The organism is Pseudomonas fluvialis, from assembly GCF_002234375.1.
GTDB classification, from domain to species: Bacteria; Pseudomonadota; Gammaproteobacteria; order Pseudomonadales; family Pseudomonadaceae; genus Aquipseudomonas; species Aquipseudomonas fluvialis.
This window is the reverse complement of sequence record NZ_NMQV01000014.1, coordinates 61,469-82,625: the sequence shown is the minus strand read 5'-3', so window position 1 is coordinate 82,625 and position 21,157 is coordinate 61,469. Positions and strand designations below refer to the sequence as shown.

The window sequence follows — 21,157 nt, the reverse complement described above, 5'->3', positions numbered from 1 at the left end:
GGTAAAGCAGGCGGGGCCTTACAGGCCAGGCAAGCACTAACCTGTTAGTCAATCTTGCCGTGGCAATGCTTGTACTTCTTCCCGGAGCCGCATGGGCACGGCTCGTTACGGCCGATTTTCGACTCATTGCGCTGCGGTTGCTGGACGCCTTCCGCAGCGGGCTCGGCCGGCTCATCGCCGATCACATCGGGGGCCGCTGCATGCTGGAACTGCATACGGCGGGCCAGCTCCTCGGCCTCACGGCGCAAACGCGCCTCTTCCTCGACCGGGTCCTCACGGCGCACCTGTACATGCGAGAGCACGCGGATGGTATCGCGCTTGATCGACTCGAGCAGCTCCTGGAACAGGCTGAACGACTCGCGCTTGTACTCCTGCTTGGGGTTCTTCTGCGCATAACCACGCAGGTGGATACCGTGGCGCAGGTGATCCATGGTCGACAGGTGTTCCTTCCACAGGTCGTCCAGTACACGCAGCAGCATCTGCCGTTCGAACGTACGCAGCGCTTCAGCACCGGCCAGTTCTTCCTTTTCGTGGTAGGCGGCAACCAGTGCATCGTGGATTTTCGCGCGTAGCGGCTCTTCGTAGAGTTTCTCGTCGTCGTCCAGCCACTGCTGGACCGGCAGACGCAGGCCGAAGTCGCTGTACAGGGCCGCTTCCAGCCCGGCAATGTCCCACTGCTCGGGCAGCGACTGCGGCGGGATATGGGCGTCGATGGCGGCACTCAGCACTTCGCGGCGGAACTCGTCGATGGTTTCGGCGACGTTATCCGCCTGCAGCAGGCTGTTGCGCATGTGATAGATGACCTTGCGCTGCTCGTTGGCCACATCGTCATATTCCAGCAATTGCTTGCGGATATCGAAGTTGCGTCCTTCGACCTTGCGCTGCGCTTTCTCGATGGCATTGCTGACCATGCGATGCTCGATGGCCTCGCCCTGCTGCATGCCCAGCGCCTTCATGAAGTTCTTCACCCGGTCGGAGGCAAAGATACGCATCAGGCTGTCTTCCAGCGACAGATAGAAACGACTGGAGCCCGGATCACCCTGGCGACCGGAACGACCGCGCAGCTGGTTATCGATACGCCGCGATTCGTGACGCTCACAGGCAATCACATGCAGACCACCCGCTTCGATGACCTGCTGGTGACGTTTCTGCCAGTCGGCCTTGATCTGCGCCACCTGTTCGTCAGTGGGGTTTTCCAGGGCCGCGACTTCCACTTCCCAGTTACCACCCAGCAGGATGTCGGTACCACGACCGGCCATGTTGGTGGCAATGGTCACCGCACCCGGACGACCGGCCTGGGCAATGATCTCGGCTTCTTTCTCATGGTATTTGGCGTTGAGCACCTTGTGCTCGATGCCGGCCTTGACCAGCAACTGCGCAACGTATTCGGAACTTTCGATGGAAGCCGTCCCCACCAGCACCGGACGGCCAGCCTGCTGGCACTGGCGAATATCGGCAATCACCGCTTCGTACTTCTCGGCCTGGGTCAGATACACCAGATCGTTGTAGTCCTTGCGCGCCACCGGACGATGGGTAGGAATAACCACCACGTCGAGACCGTAGATCTGCCGGAACTCGAAGGCTTCGGTATCGGCGGTGCCGGTCATGCCGGACAGCTTGCCGTACAGGCGGAAATAGTTCTGGAAGGTAGTCGAAGCCAGGGTCTGGCTCTCGGCCTGGATATGCACCCCCTCCTTGGCTTCGATGGCCTGGTGCAGGCCCTCGGAGAGACGCCGTCCCGGCATGGTGCGGCCGGTATGCTCGTCGATGAGGATGATCTGGTTGTTCTGCACGATGTACTCGACGTTGCGATGGAACAACGTGTGTGCACGCAAACCGGAATACACGTGAGTCAGCAGGCTGAGGTTGTGCGCCGAATAGAGGCTCTCCCCTTCGGCCAGCAAGCCGGCCTTGACCAGCAGTTCCTCGACGAACTGATGGCCTGCCTCGTTGAGTTCGACCTGGCGGGTCTTCTCGTCGATGCTGTAATGGCCAGGCTGGGCCTCCTGGCCTTCCTCGGCCTCAACCTGGCGAGTCAGCTTGGGAATCAGCTTGTTGATCTCGCTGTACAGGCGCGAGCTGTCCTCGGCCTGGCCGGAGATGATCAGCGGGGTACGGGCTTCGTCGATGAGGATGGAGTCCACCTCGTCGACCACGGCAAAGTTCAGTTCACGCTGGAATTTCTCATCCAGGCTGAACGCCATGTTGTCACGCAGGTAATCGAAGCCGAACTCGTTGTTGGTGCCGTAGGTAATGTCGGCGGCATAGGCGGCGCGCTTTTCTTCCGGCGCCTGGAAGGGCGTGACCACGCCCACCGACAGGCCAAGGAACTCATACAGCGGGCGCATCCAGTTGGCATCGCGGCGGGCCAGATAATCGTTGACGGTTACCACGTGCACGCCTTTGCCGGACAGCGCATTCAGGTACACCGCCAGGGTGGCCATCAGCGTCTTGCCTTCGCCGGTGCGCATCTCGGCAATCTTGCCTTCATGCAGGGTCATGCCGCCGATCAGCTGTACATCGAAGTGGCGCATGCCCATGACCCGCTTGCTCGCCTCGCGGCAGACGGCAAAGGCCTCAGGCAACAGTTGATCAAGACTTTCGCCCTGCGCCAGGCGTGCCTTGAAGGCTTCACTCTTGCCCCGCAACTGCTCGTCGGAGAGCGCCAGCATCTGCTCTTCAAAGGCATTGACGGCCTGCACCACCTTGGCCATGCGCTTGACTTCACGCTCGTTCTTGCTTCCAAAGAGTTTCTTGAAAAGGGGGGCAAACATATCGGCAGGACTTCCACGCGTTGGAATGAAGAGCATCGCAGGCGACACCCAGGCAGCCTTCATGGCCGCAAGCGAAGGGGCATTCTACTCGGAAATGTCGGTGAGGAAAGGGGCTTCCCGGACTGTCGCCGTGCACCAGGACGCACATCTGCTACCATGCCGCGACCTGTGCGGAGTCCAGCCATGTCGTTTCGCCCCCTCGATGCCAAAGCACCCGCCCTGCTGCTGCGCGAGCTCAAGCCCTTGCGCGACCTGTTGCACAGCGCCGAGCAGCTCAACCGCCTGCAGCAACTGCTGGATGGCCAGCTGCAGCCGGCCGCCCGGCCGTTCTGCCGGCTGGCCTCCTGGCGCGAGGGTATCCTGCTGCTGATCATCACCGACAGCCAGTGGGCCACCCGCCTGCGTTACCAGGAGCGCCGCCTGCTCCGCCAACTACAAGGTCTGGCCGAGTTCCGCGGCCTGCAACGCATCCTTTTCAAGGTACAACCGACGCGTACCAGCCTGGGTTGCAGCATCGCGCCGCCACAGCGCTCGGCCAGCGCCCGTGCCAACCTGCTGGAAAGCGCCGAGGACATCCGCGACCCACGCCTCAAGGCAGCACTGCAACGCCTGGCTGCACACGTCCAGCCCGACGACTGACTACTCGACGATCACCACCCCACGCATGTCCGGGTGCGGCCCGCACAGGTACTCGTAGCGGCCCGGCAGGTCAAAGGAGCGCTGCCAGGCCTCGCCGGGAAACAGAGGCTCGGACTCGTCCAATCCTTCGTCCTGAAACCATACCGTGTGGTAACCGCGCTTCTCCGTATTCAGCCAGCGCACGTTGTCGCCCACGCGGATATGCACCTGCGCCGGCTGGAACTGCATATCCTGCATGCGCACCTCAACGTCCTGCCCCCAGGCGGCACCCGCCACCCACAAGGCCAATACTCCCGCCCAACGCTTCATGTTCCGCCCTCAACAGGTCTTCACAGGGAGTGTCGATCGCGCCACGGCCTCGCACAAGAGGGTGCGCCAGCCTGTCACAGGCAGACATAAAAAAGGCCACCCGAAGGTGGCCTGAATAAAGAGAAGAGATAGGGTATTGCTTAGCTTGCCGCAGCAGGACGCATGTAGGAGATGGGCGCGCTGCTGGCATCCTCGAAAATCACGACTTCCCAGGCATCGGTTTCCTCGATCAGCGTACGCAACAGGCGGTTGTTCAGCGCGTGCCCGGACTTGTAGCCCTTGAACTCGCCGATCAGGCTGTTACCCAGCAGATAGAGGTCGCCAATGGCGTCGAGGATCTTGTGCTTGACGAACTCGTCTTCGTAACGAAGACCATCTTCATTGAGCACATTGAACTCATCGACAACGATGGCGTTGTCCACGCTGCCACCCAACGCCAGGTTCTGCGAACGCAGGTATTCGATATCACGCATGAAACCGAAGGTGCGGGCGCGACTGACTTCCTTGACGAAGGAGGTGCTGGAAAAGTCGACACTGGCCGTCTGGGTACGTCCACGGAACACCGGATGATCGAAATCGATCTCGAAGCTCACCTTGAAACCGTCGAAGGGTACGAAGGTAGCGCGCTTCTCGCCCTCCTCCACGGTCACTTCGCGCAGCACACGGATGAACTTCTTCGGGGCGTCCTGTTCTTCCAGGCCAGCCGATTGAATGAGGAACACAAAGGGACCGGCGCTGCCATCCATGATCGGCACTTCGGGCGCGGAGAGTTCGACGTAGGCGTTGTCGATGCCCAGGCCAGCCATGGCCGAAAGCAGGTGCTCCACGGTGTCCACCTTGACATCACCATTGACCAGGGTGGTCGACATGGTGGTTTCCCCCACGTTCTCGGCGCGCGCGGGGATTTCCACCACGGGGTCGAGATCGACGCGACGGAACACGATACCGCTATCGACAGGCGCCGGCTTGAGGGTCAGGTACACCTTCTCCCCGGAATGCAGGCCAACGCCGGTGGCACGGATGATGTTCTTCAGGGTGCGTTGTTTGATCATGTTTTAGACTGCGTCTAGTTGCGAACTGTTTTCAACAATGGCCGGCGATGATAACAGAGCCGGCCTTTGCTGAACACCAATCACAACAATGCCCTCGATATAGTCAATCAATCAGCCTGACGGCGCAGGAAAGCCGGGATATCCAGGTAGTCCAGATCTTCCTGGGTATTCAGGCGTGCGGCCGTGGCGGCACTACCGTGGCTCTGACGCTGCACGGTAGGACGCTCGTAGTCCTTATAGTTGACAGATGCCGACTCGGCGCGCGGCGCGCTGGCGGCCGGCGCTTGCAGGGTAGCAGCGCTCGCCACCTGCAGGGTGTTGTCGACCACCTTGACCGGCTTCTCGGAACGCGAGCTGAGGCCGGTAGCCACCACGGTCACGTGCAGCTCGTCGCGCATATCGGCATCGATCACCGCGCCGACCTTGACGGTCGCGTGCTCGGAAGCAAAGGCTTCGATGATTTCACCTACTGCGGCGTATTCGCCCAGCGACAGGTCGAGACCGGCGGTGATGTTCACCAGAATGCCACGCGCGCCCTGCAGGTTGACGTCTTCCAGCAGCGGGTTGCGAATTGCCGCCTCGGTCGCCTCACGCGCACGATTCGGGCCGCTGGCCGAGCCAGTACCCATCATGGCCATGCCCATTTCACCCATCACGGTCTTCACGTCGGCAAAGTCGACGTTCATCAGACCCGGACGCTGCATGATGTCGGAGATACCACGCACGGCACCGGCCAGCACGTCATCGGCTTTGGAGAACGCCGACAGCAGGCTGGCATCCTTGCCCAGGATGGTCAGCAGTTTTTCGTTGGGAATAGTGATCAGCGAGTCGACGCACTCGGCCAGCGAACGAATCCCCTCGTCGGCCACCTGCATGCGCTTCTTGCCCTCGAAGGGGAACGGACGGGTCACCACAGCCACGGTGAGGATGCCCATTTCCTTGGCCACTTCGGCAATCACCGGTGCAGCACCTGTGCCGGTACCGCCACCCATGCCGGTGGTGATGAAGACCATATCGGCGCCTTCCAGCACCTCGGCGATACGCTCGCGATCCTCGATCGCCGCCTTGCGACCGATGTCCGGATTGGTACCGGCACCCAGCCCCTTGGTCACTGCAGTACCCAGCTGCAGGATGGTGCGTGCGCCGATGTTCTTCAGCGCCTGGGCATCGGTATTGGCGCAGATGAACTCAACGCCTTCGATGTTGTTCTTGATCATGTGGTTGACGGCATTGCCACCACCACCGCCGACACCGATAACCTTGATGACGGCGCTCTGCGGAACGTTGTCTACGAGCTCGAACATTTCCCTTCTCCTTTTTACTTTCTAGTTGTATCGCCTACTGCTACCGCGCTTAGAAATTGCCCTGGAACCAGCGTTTCAATCTTTCCAGTACCGGCGTTGCCGTCTCCTCACCACGCCCACCCGCGCTGTACCCACTGCCTTCGGACTGCTTCTGCAGGCCGTACAGCAACAGGCCAACCCCGGTTGCGTAGATTGGATTGCGCACGACATCGGTCATTCCCTTGACACTGTGCGGCACGCCCAGGCGTACCGGCATGTGAAAGATCTCTTCGGCCAGTTCGACAGCACCTTCCATCTTCGAGGTACCGCCGGTGAGGACGATCCCTCCTGGAATCAGATCCTCGTAGCCACTGCGCCGCAACTCGGCCTGGATGAGGGTGAACAGCTCGTCGTAACGCGGTTCAACCACTTCTGCCAGGGCCTGGCGGGACAGTTCGCGCGGTGGCCGGTCTCCCACGCTGGGGACCTTGATGGTTTCCCCCGCACCGGCCAGTTTGGCTAGGGCGCAAGCATACCGAATCTTGATCTCCTCGGCATACTGAGTCGGGGTGCGTAATGCCATTGCGATATCATTTGTGACCTGGTCGCCAGCAATCGGGATGACGGCCGTGTGGCGAATGGCTCCATCCGCGTAAATCGCGATATCCGTGGTGCCACCACCGATGTCGACCAGGCACACGCCCAGGTCCTTTTCATCGTCGGTCAGCACCGAGTAGGCCGAGGCCAATTGCTCGAGAATGATGTCGTCGACTTCCAGGCCACAGCGGCGCACGCACTTCTCGACGTTCTGTGCCGCGTTCACCGCGCAGGTCACGACATGCACCTTGGCCTCCAGGCGTACGCCGGACATGCCCAGCGGCTCGCGCACGCCTTCCTGGTTATCGATCACATAGTCCTGCGGCAGGCTGTGCAGCACTCGCTGGTCGGACGGGATGGCTACGGCCTGGGCCGCTTCGAGCACCCGTTCGAGGTCGGCCAGGCTGACCTCACGATCACGAATGGCCACGATACCGTGGCTGTTCTGGCTGCGGATATGGTTACCCGCCAGCCCCACGAAAGCCGAATGAATACGGCAGCCGGCCATCAGTTGGGCCTCCTCCACCGCACGCTGGATCGACTGCACGGTGGACTCGATATTCACCACCACGCCTTTCTTCAGGCCGCGCGACGGGCTGGTGCCGATGCCAACCACTTCCACCTGGCCGTCGGCGGTTACCTCGCCGACCAGCGCCACCACCTTGGAAGTGCCGATATCGAGACCGACGATCATCTTGCCGCTCTGCACGTTTGCCATGCTTGTTCCCTTCTCCTCAATTCACCGCTGTCGCAGGCGCGACAGCCGGCTCTACCTGACGCCAGGCCACGGCCAGGCCGTTGGGGTAGCGCAGGTCAACGCGTTGGATATTGGCCAGCTGAGGCTTGAGTTCGGCCTCATGGATGGCGATGAAACGGCGCAGTTTCTCTACCAGGTTGTCACGCCCGAGCAGCAACTCCAGGCTGTGCCCCTCGGCATTGGCCGTAGTCGTCAGGTACCAGCTGCCACGCTCACGCAGTTCCAGGCGGGCGATGGAGAAGCCCAACGGACGCAACAGCTGGCTGAACACCTGATACTGCTGCATCACCTGTTCCTTGGCACGCTGCGGGCCGACCAGCTGGGGCAGATGCTGATAATGCTCCAGCTCGCGGGGCGCAAAGGCCTGGCCCTGGTTGTTGAGCAAGGCCTGCTCCCCCCAACGGGCAATCGGCAGCTGTTCTTCCAGGCGAATTACCAGCTGATCGGGCCACACACGGCGCACTTCGGCACTGGCGATCCAGCTCATCTGTTCCAGCTCGCCACGCATCGCCGCCAGGTCGACTTCCAGGAAGCTCGCCGCCGCGAACGGTGCAATACGCTCCTGCACAGCCTGCTGGCTGATGTAGCGCAGGTCGCCCTGCACACTGATCCGGCTGATCGGCCGGTCGGCATACGGCAACAGGCGCTGAGTCCCCTCATAGACAACCAGCCCCAGCACTACCAGCGCCAGCGGCCAGAGCAGGCGCTTGAGCGGACTGAAGTCCGGGCGCGGCAGGCTCAAGCGCACGGGTTGCTTGGCCACCATGCGACTGGCCCCGCGTGGCGCCGGCTTGCCACCGCGCTGCGGTGCGCGCAGCGGCGCTGACGTGGGATGACGCAGGCTCATGACCATGGCTTAGCCCCTCGCCTCGACGCTGTCGGCAAGAATCGCCAGCACCAGCTGGGTGAAATCCAGGCCGGCAGCCCGCGCGGCCATCGGCACCAGGCTGTGATCGGTCATGCCCGGCACGGTGTTGACCTCGAGCAGCCAGAAACGCCCCGCAGCATCCTGCATCACATCGGCACGCGCCCAACCCTGCACGCCAACCGCCTCGCAGGCGCGCGCGGTCAGCTCGCGCAAGGCCTGTTCCTGGGCGGCCGGTAGGCCGCAGGGAATCAGGTACTGGGTGTCGTCGGCCAGGTACTTGGCCTCGTAGTCATAGAACTTGTGGGTTGTGCCCAGGCGAATCGGCGGCAGCACTTCGCCACGCAGCACGGCTACGGTGAACTCCGGGCCATCGATCCACTGTTCGACCAGCACCTGCGCGTCATAGCGCGCGGCTTCCTGCCAGGCCTCGATAAGCGCCGTGAGGTTGTCGACCTTGGCCATGCCGATGCTCGAACCTTCATGGGCTGGCTTGACGATCAGCGGAAAGCCCAGCTCTGCCGCGGCAGCCTGGCAATCGGCCGGCGAAGCCAACGCGGCATGCCGCGGCGTCGGCAGGCCGAGGCTATGCCAGACCTGCTTGGTACGCAGTTTGTCCATGGCCAGCGCCGAGGCCAGGATGCCGCTACCCGTGTAGGGGATGCCGGCACATTCGAGCAGCCCCTGCATGGCACCATCTTCGCCGCCCCGCCCATGCAGCACGATGAACGCACGGTCGACGTGCGCGTCAGCCAGGCGCTGCAGGATATCGTCACCGACATCGATCCCCACCGCATCCACCCCGGCCTGCAGCAAAGCCTGCAGTACGGCGTTACCGGATTTAAGGGAAACCTCGCGCTCGGCGCTCTTGCCGCCAAACAGCACGGCAACGCGGCCGAAGGCCTGCGGATCAAGGGTGCACTTCAGGCTCATTTCGACTCACCAGCGAACAGGGGGTGCTTGCACAATTGGCCAGCCAGGGCACCGATATCCCCGGCGCCCTGGCACAGCAGGATGTCGCCGTCGCGCAGCAACGGCTTGAGAATCGGGGCCAGGTCAGTACCCCGCTCGACATAGATCGGGTCCAGCTGACCGCGCTGACGGATGCTGTGGCACAGCTGGCGGCTGTCGGCGCCGGGGATCGGCTCCTCGCCGGCCGGATAGACCTCCATCAGCAGCAGGACATTGGCATCACCCAGCACCTGCACGAAGTCCTCGTAGAGGTCACGGGTACGGCTGTAGCGGTGCGGCTGGTAGACCATCACCAGGCGCCGCTCCGGCCAACCGCCGCGCACCGCCTTGATCACCGCCGCCACTTCACGAGGGTGATGACCATAGTCGTCGACCAGCATTACCCGCCCCTCGCCCAGCGACAGCTCCGGGTACACCTGGAAGCGCCGCCCAACCCCCTGGAAACCGGCCAGCCCCTGGACGATCGCGGCATCGTCGATCCCCTCGTCGGTGGCAATGGCAATGGTCGCCAGGGCATTCAGCACATTGTGATTGCCCGGCATGTTGACGCTGACCTGCAGCGGCTCACGCTCACGGCGCAACACGGTGAAATGGGTCTGCATGCCTTGCTGGCGGACATTGATGGCCCGTACGTCGGCATCTTCGGCAAAACCGTAGGTAACGATCGGCCGCGCTACCTGCGGGAGAATCTCGCGCACCACCGGATCATCTACGCACAGCACCGCCAGCCCGTAGAACGGCAGGTTGTGGAGGAACTCGACAAAGGTCTTCTTCAGCTTGTTGAAATCGCCGCCGTAGGTACTCATATGGTCGGCGTCGATATTGGTCACCACCGCGACCAGCGGCTGCAGGTGCAGGAAGCTGGCATCGCTTTCATCGGCCTCGGCCACCAGGTAGCGACTGGTCCCCAACTGGGCATTGGTGCCGGCGGCATTCAGTCGGCCACCGATGACGAAGGTCGGATCGAGCTTGGCGGCGGCAAACACCGAGGCGATCAGGCTGGTAGTGGTGGTCTTGCCATGCGTACCGGCCACGGCAATGCCATGCCGGTAGCGCATCAACTCGGCCAGCATCTCCGCGCGCGGCACTACCGGAATGCGTCGCTCCAGGGCATACGCCACTTCCGGGTTGCTCGGATTGACAGCACTGGACACCACCAGCACATCGGCACCACTGGCATTACTGGCGGCATGCCCAATATGCAGGGTGGCACCAAAGCGCTGCAGGCGTTCGGTCACCGGCGACGCCTTGAGGTCCGAGCCGGATACCTGATAACCGAGGTTGAGCAGCACCTCGGCAATCCCACACATACCGACCCCGCCGATACCGACGAAATGAATATGCCGGATGCGGCGCATTTCCGGCTGCGGCATGGCTTTACGGCTTTCAACCATGGGCCACCTCCAGGCAGGTATCAACCACCACCTTGGTGGCATCGGCTTTGGCCAGGCGCCGGGCGGCGGCAGCCATCGCAGTCAAACGTTCGCGGTGCATGGAAACCTCGGCAAGCTGCGCGGCCAAGTGGGCCGCGTCGGTCGTACGTTGGGCCAGGAGCACGGCAGCGCCCTCACTGACCAGAAATTCGGCATTGCGTGTCTGGTGGTCGTCGATGGCATGCGGCAGCGGCACCAGGAACGCCGCCTTGCCGGCCGCTGCCAGCTCGCTGACGGTCAGCGCCCCGGCCCGGCAGATCACCAGGTCAGCCCAGGCATAACTGGCGGCCATGTCCGTGATGAACGGCAGCACTTCGGCAACCAGTCCGGCGGCGCGGTAACGCTCGGCCGTCAGTTCGGCGTGACGACGCCCGGCCTGATGGCAGACCTGCGGGCGCTGCTCCGCCGGCAACAAGGCCAGCGCATCGGGCAACAGGCGGTTGAGCGGTTCGGCACCCAGGCTGCCGCCCAGCACCAACAGACGCAGCGGGCGATGCGCGGACTGCGGCACAGAGGGCGTAAGAAAAACTTCCGCGCGTACCGGATTACCCGTGGTACGCAGCTTGGCCGATGCGGCAAAGGCGCCCGGAAACGCCTGGCAGATGCGCGCCGCCAACGGCGCCAGGGCACGATTGGCCGTACCGGCAACGGCATTTTGCTCATGAATCACCAGCGGCACGCCGGACAGACGCGCGGCCAGGCCACCCGGGCCGGTGACATAGCCGCCCATACCCAGCACGCAGACCGGACGCAGCGTGCGCAGTACACGCCAGGCCTGCCACAGGGCACGCAACAGCTGCCAGGGCGCCTTGAGCAGCGCCAGCTTGCCCTTGCCGCGCAGGCCGCTGACCTGAATACGTTGCAGCGGCAGACCGGCCGCTTCGACCAGTTCGTTCTCGATCCCCTGCGGCGTGCCCAGCCAGTGCACCTCGTAGCCGCGTGCCTGGAACTCGCGGGCACAGGCCAGCGCCGGGAATACGTGACCGCCGGTGCCGGCAGCCATGATCAGCACCTTAGCGGCCATGGCGCAGCCCTCCCGACAACGGCGCAGGGGCCGGTTCGAGGAAGTCCTCCTCGCGGAACTCATAGTCGGCACTGCCCAGCAAGGCCGTACGCCGTTCCCACTCGATACGCAGCAACAAGGCCAGGCTGACACAGCAGATCACCAGCGAGCTGCCACCATAGCTGAGGAAGGGCAAGGTCAGTCCCTTGGTCGGCAGCAGGCCGACGTTCACGCCGATGTTGATGAGGATCTGGCCGATCCACAGCACCGCCAGGCCATAGGCCAGGTAAGCCGCGAAGAACTGCCGCGCCTGCTCGGCCCACAGGCCGATGTACAGCGCGCGAACACTGACGAAAACGAACAGCGCCACGCTGATCAGCGCCCCCAGCATACCCAGCTCTTCGGCCAGCACGGAAAACACGAAGTCGGTATGCGCTTCCGGCAGATAGAACTGCTTCTGGATGCTGTTGCCCAGGCCCACGCCGAACCACTCGCCACGCCCGAAGGCAATCAGCGCCTGGCTGAGCTGGTAGCCGGCACCAAACTGATCGGCCCACGGATCGACGAAGTTGAGCAGGCGCTGCATACGGTAGCTTTGGCTGGTCATCACCAGCACCCCGGCGCCGAGCACCGCGCTGGCCAGTGGGATGAAGCGCAGCAGGCTGACCCCGCCGAGGAACAGCATGGCAATCGCCGCGCCAAACAGCACCACGGTGGCCCCGAAATCGGGCTCGGCCAGCAGCAGGAAGCCCAGCATGCCCAGCAGCACCAGCGGCTTGAAGAAGCCACGCCAGGTATTGCGCACTTCCTCGCGGCGACGCACCAGATAACCCGCCAGGAAAACCACGGTGAACAGCTTGGCCAGCTCGGACGGCTGCACGTTGAACAGGCCGAAGCCAATCCAGCGCTTGGCACCGTTGACCTCTCGACCGATCCCCGGCAGCAGCACGAGAATCAGCAGCACAAAAGACACCAGCAGCAGTGGCGCTCCCGCACGCTGCCAGAACGATAACGGCAGCAGCAACACAAACAACCCGGCACACAGCCCGATGGCCAGGTACACCAGGTGACGGATCATGTGATACAGCGGGTTACCGGACAGCGCGGCAGCCACCTCGGTGGAAGCCGAGGCAATCATCACCAGGCCCAGGCCAAGCAGTGCCAGGCAACCCGCCAGCAGCGGGAAGTCCAGGTCAATGCCGCGCCCACTGTTCAGCGGCGACGGCTGCTTGAGCAGCTCGGCCAAACGACTCAGCACAGGGCCTCCACGGCGCGGGCAAACAGCTGGCCGCGCTCCTCGAAGTTCTTGAACATATCCAGGCTGGCGCAGGCAGGCGACAGCAGTACCGCATCCCCTGGCTGGGCCAACTCCGTGCAGCGCGCAACCGCCTCTTCCAGGTTGTTCACGCGCAGCAGTGGCACACCATCGCCCAAGGCATCGGCCAGCCGCTCGGCATCGCGCCCGAGCAACACCACGGCGCGGCAGAATTTGGTAACGGGGGCCTTGAGCGCCGAGAAATCGGCGCCCTTGCCGTCACCGCCGGCAATCAGCAGCAGTTTGCCGGCGATATCGCTGCCCAGCCCTTCGATGGCCGCCAGCGCGGCGCCAACATTGGTGGCCTTGGAGTCGTCGTAGTAGCTCACGCCCCGGCGCTCACGCAGCCACTGGCAACGATGGGCCAGGCCGGGGAAGGCTTGCAGCGCCTGCAGCATCGCTGCCATTGGCAGGCCTACGGCATGCCCCAGGGCCAGCGCTGCCAGCGCGTTGCTGTAGTTGTGCGCGCCACGTATCTTCAGTTCGGTAGTGGCCAGCAGCGGCTGGAACTGCAGCGCCAGATAGCTCTGGCCGTCCTGCTGCAACAGGCCGAAACGTTTGAAATCCGACTTGTCGAGACCAAAGCTCCAGCACGGCACCTGATCGGCAATCAACGGACGCGACAGCGGATCATCGCGGTTGACCACCACCTGACGGGCACCGCGGAAAATGCGGTGCTTGGCCAGGTGGTACTGAACCATGCCGTCATAGCGATCCATGTGGTCTTCGCTGATGTTCAGGCAGGTGGCCACCTCGGCATTCAGACGCTCGGTGGTTTCCAGCTGGAAGCTGGACAGCTCCAGTACGTACAGCTCGACCTCGTCGCTGAGCAGATCCAGCGCCGGGGTACCGATATTGCCACCCACCGCCACCTTCCTGCCGGCCGCCGCCGCCATCTCGCCGACCAGGGTGGTCACGGTGCTCTTGGCGTTGGAACCGGTGATGGCAACGATCGGGGCCTTGGCGTAGCGGGTGAACAGGTCGATGTCGCCGGACATCTTCACGCCGCGCGCGGCGGCTTCGCGCAGCGCCGAGGTGGCCAGAGCCAGGCCGGGGCTCACATAGAGCTCCGCGGCGCGGCACAGAAAATCGACATCCAGCTCACCGCAACGCACGTCCACCTGCGGGTAATCGCGCTGCAGGGTGGCCAGCTCCGGTGGGTTGCTGCGGGTATCGGCTACCGCGAAAGGCAACCCCTGGCGCGCCAGGAAGCGCACCACGGACATGCCACTCTTGCCGAGGCCGACAACGATACGAAACTGGTCGGAAGCGATCAGGCTCACGGATACGTCCTCAGCGCAGCTTCAGGGTGGCCAGGCCGATCAGCACCAGAATCACGGTGATGATCCAGAAGCGCACGATCACCCGCGGCTCCGGCCAGCCTTTGAGTTCGAAATGGTGATGGATCGGCGCCATGCGGAACACGCGCTTGCCGGTCAGCTTGAAGCTGGCCACCTGGATCATCACCGAGAGGGTTTCCATGACGAACACACCGCCCATGATGAACAGCACGATCTCCTGACGGACGATCACCGCGATAGTGCCGAGCGCGGCACCGAGGGCCAGCGCACCGACGTCACCCATGAACACCTGCGCGGGGTAGGTGTTGAACCACAGAAAGCCCAGCCCCGCCCCCACCAGTGCGGCACAGAACACAATCAATTCGCCAGCACCTGGTAGATAGGGAATCAGCAGGTACTGGGCAAAATTGATGTTGCCCGACAGGTAGCAGAAAATTGCCAGTGCACCGGCCACCATCACGGTCGGCAGGATCGCCAGGCCATCCAGGCCGTCGGTGAGGTTCACCGCATTGCTGGTGCCGACAATGACGAAATAGGTCAGCACCACGAAACCCACGCCCAGCGGCAACGCCACGTCCTTGAGCAGGGGCACGATCAGCGTGGTTTCCACCGGATTCTGCGCCGTGACATACAGGAAGATGGCCGCCGCCAGACCGAACACCGACTGCCAGAAATACTTCCAGCGACTCGGCAGGCCACGCGAGTTCTTCTCGATCACCTTGCGATAGTCATCCACCCAGCCGATGGCGCCGAACAGCAGGGTCACCGACAGCACCGTCCACACGTAGCGGTTGGACAGGTCGGCCCAGAGCAATGTGCTGATGGCGATGGCCGTAAGAATCAGCGCGCCACCCATGGTCGGCGTGCCTTTCTTCGACAGGTGCGATTGCGGGCCGTCGTTACGCACGGCCTGGCCGATCTGACGGATCTGCAGGGTACGGATCATCCACGGACCCAGCCACAGCGACAGGGCGAGCGCAGTCAGCACGCCGAGAATGCCGCGCAGTGTCAGGTACTGGAACACGGCAAAGCCCTTGTGGAACTGTTGCAGGTACTCGGCGAGTAGCAGCAGCATCAGTGAATCTCCCCGGATTGGCCACAGAGTGCCGCGACGACCTTGTCCATCGCCGCGCTGCGTGAGCCTTTTATTAGAATGGTGGTGCCGGCCGTTTCGGCCTGCAGAGCGCTGATCAGGCTGGCCTGATCAGCAAAATGACGGGCGCCGGCACCGAATGCCGCCACGGCATGGCGCATCAGCGGGCCTACCGCATACAGTGCAGAGACTTTGCCGGCGGCATGCGCGCCCACCTGACGATGGCCTTCTTCGGCCCACTCGCCCAGCTCGCCCATGTCGCCCACTACCAACAGGGTACGTCCGGCAAAACCGGCCAGAATGTCCACCGCCGCGCACATCGACACAGGGTTGGCGTTATAGCTGTCATCGATGACCCGCACCCCCTGCGCCGTCAACTGCGCTACGCAGCGCCCGGGCACCGGCTGCAGGGCCTGCAACCCGGCGACCATAGCAGCCAGGCTGACGCCCAGGGCATGCGCCGCCGCGCAGGCCGCCAGGGCATTGCTGACGTTGTGTTCGCCCAGCAGGTTGAGCTGGACCACGGCCTGGCCCTGCGGGCTGTGCAGGGTAAAGCCCTGGCAGCCACGGGCATCACGGTGCAACTCGCCCGCATGGAAGTCGGCTCGCGCTTCCTGCAGGGCAAAACGCAGGATCGACCGCCCGGCGGCACGCGCCTGCCAGGTGGCGAAGGCGGCATCATCCAGGTTGAGTACCGCCGTACCGTCAGCCGGCAAACCCTCAATAATCTCGCCCTTGGCCTCGACGATTTTTTCCGGACCGCCGAACTCGCCAACATGGGCATTCCCGGCATTGGTCAGGATGGCCACCTGCGGACGCGCCAGGGCCACGGTGTAGGCAATCTCGCCGACATGGTTGGCGCCCAGTTCGATCACCGCCGCGACATGCTGTTCGGCCAACTCCAGCAGGGTCAGCGGTACCCCGAGGTCATTATTGAGGTTGCCACGCGTGGCCAGCACTTCGCCATCCAGCGCCGCACGCAGGATGGCCGCGAGCATTTCCTTGACCGTGGTCTTGCCACTGGAGCCGGTCACTGCCGCCAACTGGCCACGAAACGCCTGACGATTCAGTGCGCCCAGCTGGCCCAGCGCCAGTCGTGTGTCAGCCACCTGCAACTGCGGCAGGGCCAGGCTGGCATCCGCCTGCTCGACCAGCGCCGCCACGGCGCCCTTGGCCGCCACTTCCGCCAGGTAGGCATGCCCGTCGAAATTCGGCCCACGCAAGGCAACGAACAGTTGCCCCGGCTGCAGGCGCCGGCTGTCCGTGCACAGGCTGCTGAACGCCACGTCCCCGCCCAGCAGACGACCATTCAGGGCCAGGGCCATTTCCGCCAGGGACAGTGGCTTAAGCATGGGCCACCTCCCAGGCACGCAGAGCCTCGGCGGCCTGTTGCAGGTCGCTGAACGGCAGGCGCTGACCGTGGATTTCCTGATAATCCTCATGCCCCTTGCCAGCCAGCAGCACGACATCGCCGGCCTCGGCCTGGCTAACCAGGCGGGCAATCGCCTCGCCGCGCCCGGACAGGAAGGTCACCGCCTCCGGCTGCACGAAGCCGCCACGGATATCGGCAAAGATCTGCTCGGGCGCTTCGCTGCGCGGGTTGTCATCGGTCACCCAGACCTGATCAGCCAGTCGCTCGGCCACGGCGGCCATCAACGGACGCTTGCCGCGATCACGGTCGCCACCACAACCAAACAGGCAATAAAGCCGCCCCTGCACATGCGGACGCAAGGCCGACAGCACCTGCTCCAGAGCATCCGGGGTGTGCGCGTAATCGACCACCAGCACAGGCTGCCCCGGCTGGCCGAAGCGCTGCATGCGCCCCAACGGCCCCTGCAGGCGCGGCACCAGGGCAAGGATCTCGCCCAACGGATAGCCCAGCGCCAGCAGGCTACCCACCACGGCCAGCAGGTTACTGAGATTAAAACGGCCGAGCAGCGCGCTGCGCAGCCAGCCTTCGCCCTGCGCGGTATGCAGGCGCGCCTGCACACCCTGTTCGGTGAAGCGCATTTCACTGCAGTACAGGCTGGCCTTGCTGTCCTGCTGGCTGTAGCTGAACAGCCGCGACGGCAGGCTCCGAGCGGCCAGCTCACGACCGAAGGCATCATCTAGGTTGATCACCCGGGCACGCAGGTCCGGCTGGGCGAACAGGCGCGCCTTGGCTTCACCATAGGCCTGCATGTCACCGTGATAGTCGAGGTGGTCACGCGAAAGATTGGTGAACACGGCGAGGTCGAAATCCAGCGCAGCCACCCGCCCCTGCTCCAGACCATGGGAAGAAACCTCCATGGCCACGGCACGTGCGCCTGCCTGTTTCAGCTGTGCCAGGGTGGCCTGCACGCCCAGCGCATCCGGCGTGGTATGCCGCCCGGCCAGCAGTTCGCCATGGAAACCGTTACCCAGCGTACCGATGATTCCGCAGCGCTCGCCGAGCAGGTCCAGAGCCTGGGCCAGCAACTGGCTGACACTGGTTTTGCCATTGGTGCCAGTGATGCCGATCAGGCGCAGGGCGCGGCTCGGCTCGCCATAGAAACGCCCGGCAATCGCCGACAACTGGGCAGACAGGCCACGCACCGCGATCAGCGCGCACGCGCTGTCCTGCATCGGCGCAGCACCGTCAGCCTCGTAGGCCACGGCTGCAGCGCCACGGGCAATGGCATCAGCGATATGCGCCCGGCCATCCGTCTGGCTACCCGGCACGGCCAGGAACAAGTCGCCCGGCAGAACCTTGCGGCTGTCCAGGGCCAGTTCACGAATAAGCACCGCGGACTCGGCCTGCGGCAACAATTGATTGAGTGGCATGGGCATCAGAAGCGCCCTCCGTTGACCTGGGCCAGCTTCTGCGGCTGCGCTTCGGCAGGCAGGTTATCCGGCGCGATATTCATCAAACGCAGCGCCCCGGCCATGACCTTGCCGAACACCGGAGCGGACACCAGGCCACCGTAGTAGGCACCGTTGCTCGGTTCGTCGATCATCACCACGGTGGCGATACGCGGGTTATCCATGGGGCCGACCCCGGCAAAGAAGGAGCGATAGGCCTTGTCGACGTAGCCTTTGCTGCCAACCGCCGCCTTGCGCGCGGTACCACTCTTGCCGCCGACGTGATAGCCCGGCACCTTGGCCCGTGCACCACCGCCACCCGGCTCTTCGACCACGGCCTGGAGCATCTGCAGCACCTGCTTGGCCACGGCAGCATCCATGACCTGTACCGGCTGCGGCAGGCGATCCTGACGGACCATCGACAGCGGCACGTTCTTACCCTCGTTGGCCAGGACGGCATAGGCATGCGCCAACTGCACGGCAGTCACCGACAGGCCGTAGCCATAGGCCAGGGTGGCGGTTTCCGCCTGCGGCCACTTGCGATGATTGGGCAGGTTGCCCACGCGCTCGCCAGGGAAACCCAGGCCGGTATCCTGGCCCAGGCCGGCCTGCTGCATCACCGCATAGATCGGCTCGGCACCGATATCGAAGGCAATCTTGCTGATGCCGACGTTACTGGACTTCATGAGGATCTGCGTCAGATCCAGCACGCCACCGCGCGACACATCGCGAATGGTGTAGCGGCCGATACGCAGGCTGCCCGGATGGGTATCCACGGTGCTCTCGGGCTTCCAGCGCCCGGTACCCAGTGCCGCGGCGATGGAGAACGGCTTGACCGTGGAACCCGGCTCGAAGACATCGATCATCGCGCGGTTGCGCATGGCCTGAGGATTGAGATTGCGCCGGTTGTTGGGGTTGTAGGTCGGCTGGTTGACCATGGCCAGCACTTCGCCGCTCTTCACATCGAGCATCACCAAGCTGCCAGCCTTGGCACCGAACTCCTGCAGGGCATTGCGCAGCTCGCGGTGCGCCAGGTACTGCAGGCGCAGGTCGATGGACAACGCCAGGGCCTTGCCCGACTTGGCGTTCTGGGTGACCTGGATATCCTTGATCAGCTTGCCGCGACGATCCTTGAGCACCTGGCGCTTGCCCGGCACACCGGCCAGCCACTCGTCGAAGGCCAGCTCGACGCCCTCGCGCCCCTTGTCATCGATATCGGTAAAACCGACCACATGTGCCGTGACTTCACCGGCCGGGTAGAAGCGCCGGAACTCTTCCACGCCATACACCCCGGGAATCCGGTATTCCAGTACCGCCTGACCCTGCTCGGGCGTCAGGCCACGCATCAGATAGATGAATTCCCGCCGGGCGTTCTGCTCGATACGCTGCACCAGCGCACGCGGTTCCAGGCCCAGCAACGCGGCCAGCTCGGGGATACGCCCAGCCGCCGGCAACAACTCCTTGGGGTTGGCCCACAGGGTCATGACCGGCGTACTGACGGCCAGCGGCTCGCCATTGCGGTCGGTAATCAGCCCGCGGTGTGCGGGAATCGGGATATGCCGCAGGCTGCGGGCATCGCCATGCGACTGCAGGAAATCCCGATCAACCACTTGCAGGTCGACAATCCGCCAGGCGATCGCTGCCACCAGCACGGCAAGCACCACCAGCACCAGACGAAAGCGCCACGGATACTGCACCCCGGGCAGGCGGATCATGGCGCCACCATGCGGACTTCGCCCGGCTCGGGAATGCGCATCTGCAAGCGCTCGGCGGCCAGACTCTCGATACGGTTATGCGCTGTCCAGGTGCTCTGCTCAAGAATCAGCCGTCCCCATTCGGCCTGCGCCTTGTCACGCACACTGAGCTCGCCATACAGCTCGTTGAGCAACTGGCGACTCCAATGCGCGCAGTAGGACACCCCCAGCGCCGACAGTACGATGCACACAAACAGCACCAGGAGCAGGCTGCTACCCGGTGGCAGGGGCTTGGCGAACAGGCGGCTCACCGCAGCTTCTCCGCAATACGCATGACGGCACTGCGCGAACGCGGGTTGGCACGTACTTCCGCTTCGCTGGCAAACACCGGCTTGCCATGCAGCTTAAGGCGCGGCTCGAACGCTTTGGGGATGATCGGCAAGTCACGCGGCAGGCGATCAACTTCGCCCTTGGCATGCCGGCGCATGAACTGTTTGACGATACGGTCTTCCAGGGAATGGAAGCTGATCACTACCAGGCGCCCACCCACGGCCAGGGCTTCGAGCGCCGCATCGAGGCCACGCTGCAGATCACCCAGTTCATTATTGACGTGGATTCGCAGACCCTGAAAGGCACGGGTCGCCGGGTTCTTGCCCTTCTCCCAGGCGGGATTGGCATCGGTAAGCACCTGGGCCAGGTCCGCAGTACGCTCGAACGGCTTGAGCGCACGACGCTGCACCACCGCACGCGCCATACGCTTGGCGAAGCGCTCTTCGCCGTACTCCTTGAAGACCCGGGCAATTTCTTCCTCGTCCGCCATGGCAATGAACTGCGCGGCACTCAGCCCGGCATGCGGATTCATGCGCATATCCAGCGGGCCGTCATTGACAAAGCTGAAGCCTCGCTCGGCGTCATCCAGCTGCGGCGAGGACACGCCAAGATCGAGCAATACACCATCCACTCGGCCATGCAGCTGGCGCTGCGCCAACTCATCGCCCAGCTCGGCAAAACTGCGCTGCACAACGACAAAGCGGCCGTCTTCGGCCGCCAGCGCTTGCCCCGTGGCAATAGCTTGCGGGTCTTTGTCAAAGCCCAGCAGGCAGCCCTCCGCACCCAGCTTCTGCAGAAGCAGGCGACTATGCCCGCCGCGCCCGAAGGTGCCATCGACATAGCAGCCATCGCCGCGCACAGCCAGGGCCTCGATAGCTTCATCGAGCAATACGGTGATATGGCGAAACGGGCTGGTCATG

At 63.7% G+C, this 21,157-nt stretch carries 18 protein-coding genes; 1 reads left to right on the top strand and 17 read right to left on the bottom strand.

The genetic code is table 11. From position 1 onward, the window contains the following. Nucleotides 1–44: 44 nt before the first annotated feature. Nucleotides 45–2,774: a preprotein translocase subunit SecA gene (secA, locus tag CFY91_RS08515; protein WP_093985927.1), complete on the bottom strand. Its 2,730-nt coding sequence runs from the start codon at nucleotides 2,772–2,774 to the stop codon at nucleotides 45–47. A gap of 183 nt (nucleotides 2,775–2,957) precedes the next feature. Here secA and CFY91_RS08510 point away from each other — a divergent pair, with 183 nt between their 5' ends. Further along, nucleotides 2,958–3,413, top strand: a complete 456-nt coding sequence (locus CFY91_RS08510; protein WP_093985926.1) for a DciA family protein — start codon at nucleotides 2,958–2,960, stop codon at nucleotides 3,411–3,413. Here the strand turns inward: CFY91_RS08510 and CFY91_RS08505 are convergent, their stop codons facing one another. From CFY91_RS08505 to rsmH, 16 genes are all read right to left on the bottom strand, one after another. Then, nucleotides 3,414–3,722 (bottom strand): cupredoxin domain-containing protein, encoded by a 309-nt coding sequence (locus CFY91_RS08505; RefSeq protein WP_093985925.1) that lies wholly within the window; start codon nucleotides 3,720–3,722, stop codon nucleotides 3,414–3,416. It lies immediately after the preceding gene. 140 nt (nucleotides 3,723–3,862) lie between these two features. Beyond that, the gene (lpxC, locus tag CFY91_RS08500) at nucleotides 3,863–4,774 is read right to left on the bottom strand and encodes a UDP-3-O-acyl-N-acetylglucosamine deacetylase (protein ID WP_093985924.1); all 912 of its coding nucleotides are present in this window, start codon (nucleotides 4,772–4,774) and stop codon (nucleotides 3,863–3,865) included. A 107-nt stretch (nucleotides 4,775–4,881) separates the two neighbouring features. Beyond that, a complete protein-coding gene (gene ftsZ, locus CFY91_RS08495; RefSeq protein ID WP_093985923.1) occupies nucleotides 4,882–6,078 on the bottom strand; it encodes a cell division protein FtsZ in 1,197 nt (398 codons plus the stop codon). A 49-nt stretch (nucleotides 6,079–6,127) separates the two neighbouring features. After that, nucleotides 6,128–7,372, bottom strand: a complete 1,245-nt coding sequence (ftsA, locus tag CFY91_RS08490; protein WP_093985922.1) for a cell division protein FtsA — start codon at nucleotides 7,370–7,372, stop codon at nucleotides 6,128–6,130. A gap of 16 nt (nucleotides 7,373–7,388) precedes the next feature. Further along, complete coding sequence (locus CFY91_RS08485; RefSeq protein WP_093985921.1) at nucleotides 7,389–8,264, bottom strand: cell division protein FtsQ/DivIB; 876 nt, start codon at nucleotides 8,262–8,264, stop codon at nucleotides 7,389–7,391. Nucleotides 8,265–8,267: 3 nt separating this feature from the next. Beyond that, the gene (locus CFY91_RS08480; protein ID WP_093985920.1) at nucleotides 8,268–9,209 is read right to left on the bottom strand and encodes a D-alanine--D-alanine ligase; all 942 of its coding nucleotides are present in this window, start codon (nucleotides 9,207–9,209) and stop codon (nucleotides 8,268–8,270) included. Beyond that, on the bottom strand, nucleotides 9,206–10,642 hold the full coding sequence (gene murC, locus CFY91_RS08475) for a UDP-N-acetylmuramate--L-alanine ligase (protein ID WP_093985919.1): 1,437 nt from the start codon (nucleotides 10,640–10,642) through the stop codon (nucleotides 9,206–9,208). Before murC ends, CFY91_RS08480 begins: the two co-directional genes overlap by 4 nt. Next, nucleotides 10,635–11,705, bottom strand: a complete 1,071-nt coding sequence (murG, locus tag CFY91_RS08470) for an undecaprenyldiphospho-muramoylpentapeptide beta-N-acetylglucosaminyltransferase (RefSeq protein WP_093985918.1) — start codon at nucleotides 11,703–11,705, stop codon at nucleotides 10,635–10,637. Before murG ends, murC begins: the two co-directional genes overlap by 8 nt. Next, nucleotides 11,695–12,939 (bottom strand): putative lipid II flippase FtsW, encoded by a 1,245-nt coding sequence (gene ftsW / locus CFY91_RS08465; RefSeq protein ID WP_371870502.1) that lies wholly within the window; start codon nucleotides 12,937–12,939, stop codon nucleotides 11,695–11,697. The genes murG and ftsW overlap by 11 nt, the downstream gene beginning before the upstream one ends. Continuing rightward, nucleotides 12,936–14,282, bottom strand: a complete 1,347-nt coding sequence (gene murD / locus CFY91_RS08460) for a UDP-N-acetylmuramoyl-L-alanine--D-glutamate ligase (RefSeq protein WP_093985917.1) — start codon at nucleotides 14,280–14,282, stop codon at nucleotides 12,936–12,938. The genes ftsW and murD overlap by 4 nt, the downstream gene beginning before the upstream one ends. Nucleotides 14,283–14,292: 10 nt before the next feature. Next, nucleotides 14,293–15,375, bottom strand: coding sequence for a phospho-N-acetylmuramoyl-pentapeptide-transferase (gene mraY / locus CFY91_RS08455; RefSeq protein ID WP_093985916.1), 1,083 nt, complete (start codon nucleotides 15,373–15,375; stop codon nucleotides 14,293–14,295). Further along, nucleotides 15,375–16,745 carry a UDP-N-acetylmuramoyl-tripeptide--D-alanyl-D-alanine ligase gene (locus CFY91_RS08450; RefSeq protein ID WP_093985915.1) on the bottom strand — a complete coding sequence of 457 codons (1,371 nt, stop codon included), beginning with the start codon at nucleotides 16,743–16,745 and terminating at the stop codon, nucleotides 15,375–15,377. The genes mraY and CFY91_RS08450 overlap by 1 nt, the downstream gene beginning before the upstream one ends. Continuing rightward, a complete protein-coding gene (gene murE, locus CFY91_RS08445; protein WP_093985914.1) occupies nucleotides 16,738–18,201 on the bottom strand; it encodes a UDP-N-acetylmuramoyl-L-alanyl-D-glutamate--2,6-diaminopimelate ligase in 1,464 nt (487 codons plus the stop codon). Before murE ends, CFY91_RS08450 begins: the two co-directional genes overlap by 8 nt. Continuing rightward, nucleotides 18,201–19,928 (bottom strand): peptidoglycan D,D-transpeptidase FtsI family protein, encoded by a 1,728-nt coding sequence (locus CFY91_RS08440; RefSeq protein WP_093985913.1) that lies wholly within the window; start codon nucleotides 19,926–19,928, stop codon nucleotides 18,201–18,203. Before CFY91_RS08440 ends, murE begins: the two co-directional genes overlap by 1 nt. Next, nucleotides 19,925–20,218, bottom strand: a complete 294-nt coding sequence (ftsL, locus tag CFY91_RS08435) for a cell division protein FtsL (protein ID WP_093985912.1) — start codon at nucleotides 20,216–20,218, stop codon at nucleotides 19,925–19,927. The genes CFY91_RS08440 and ftsL overlap by 4 nt, the downstream gene beginning before the upstream one ends. Next, complete coding sequence (rsmH, locus tag CFY91_RS08430; protein ID WP_093985911.1) at nucleotides 20,215–21,156, bottom strand: 16S rRNA (cytosine(1402)-N(4))-methyltransferase RsmH; 942 nt, start codon at nucleotides 21,154–21,156, stop codon at nucleotides 20,215–20,217. The genes ftsL and rsmH overlap by 4 nt, the downstream gene beginning before the upstream one ends. Nucleotide 21,157: the final 1 nt, after the last annotated feature.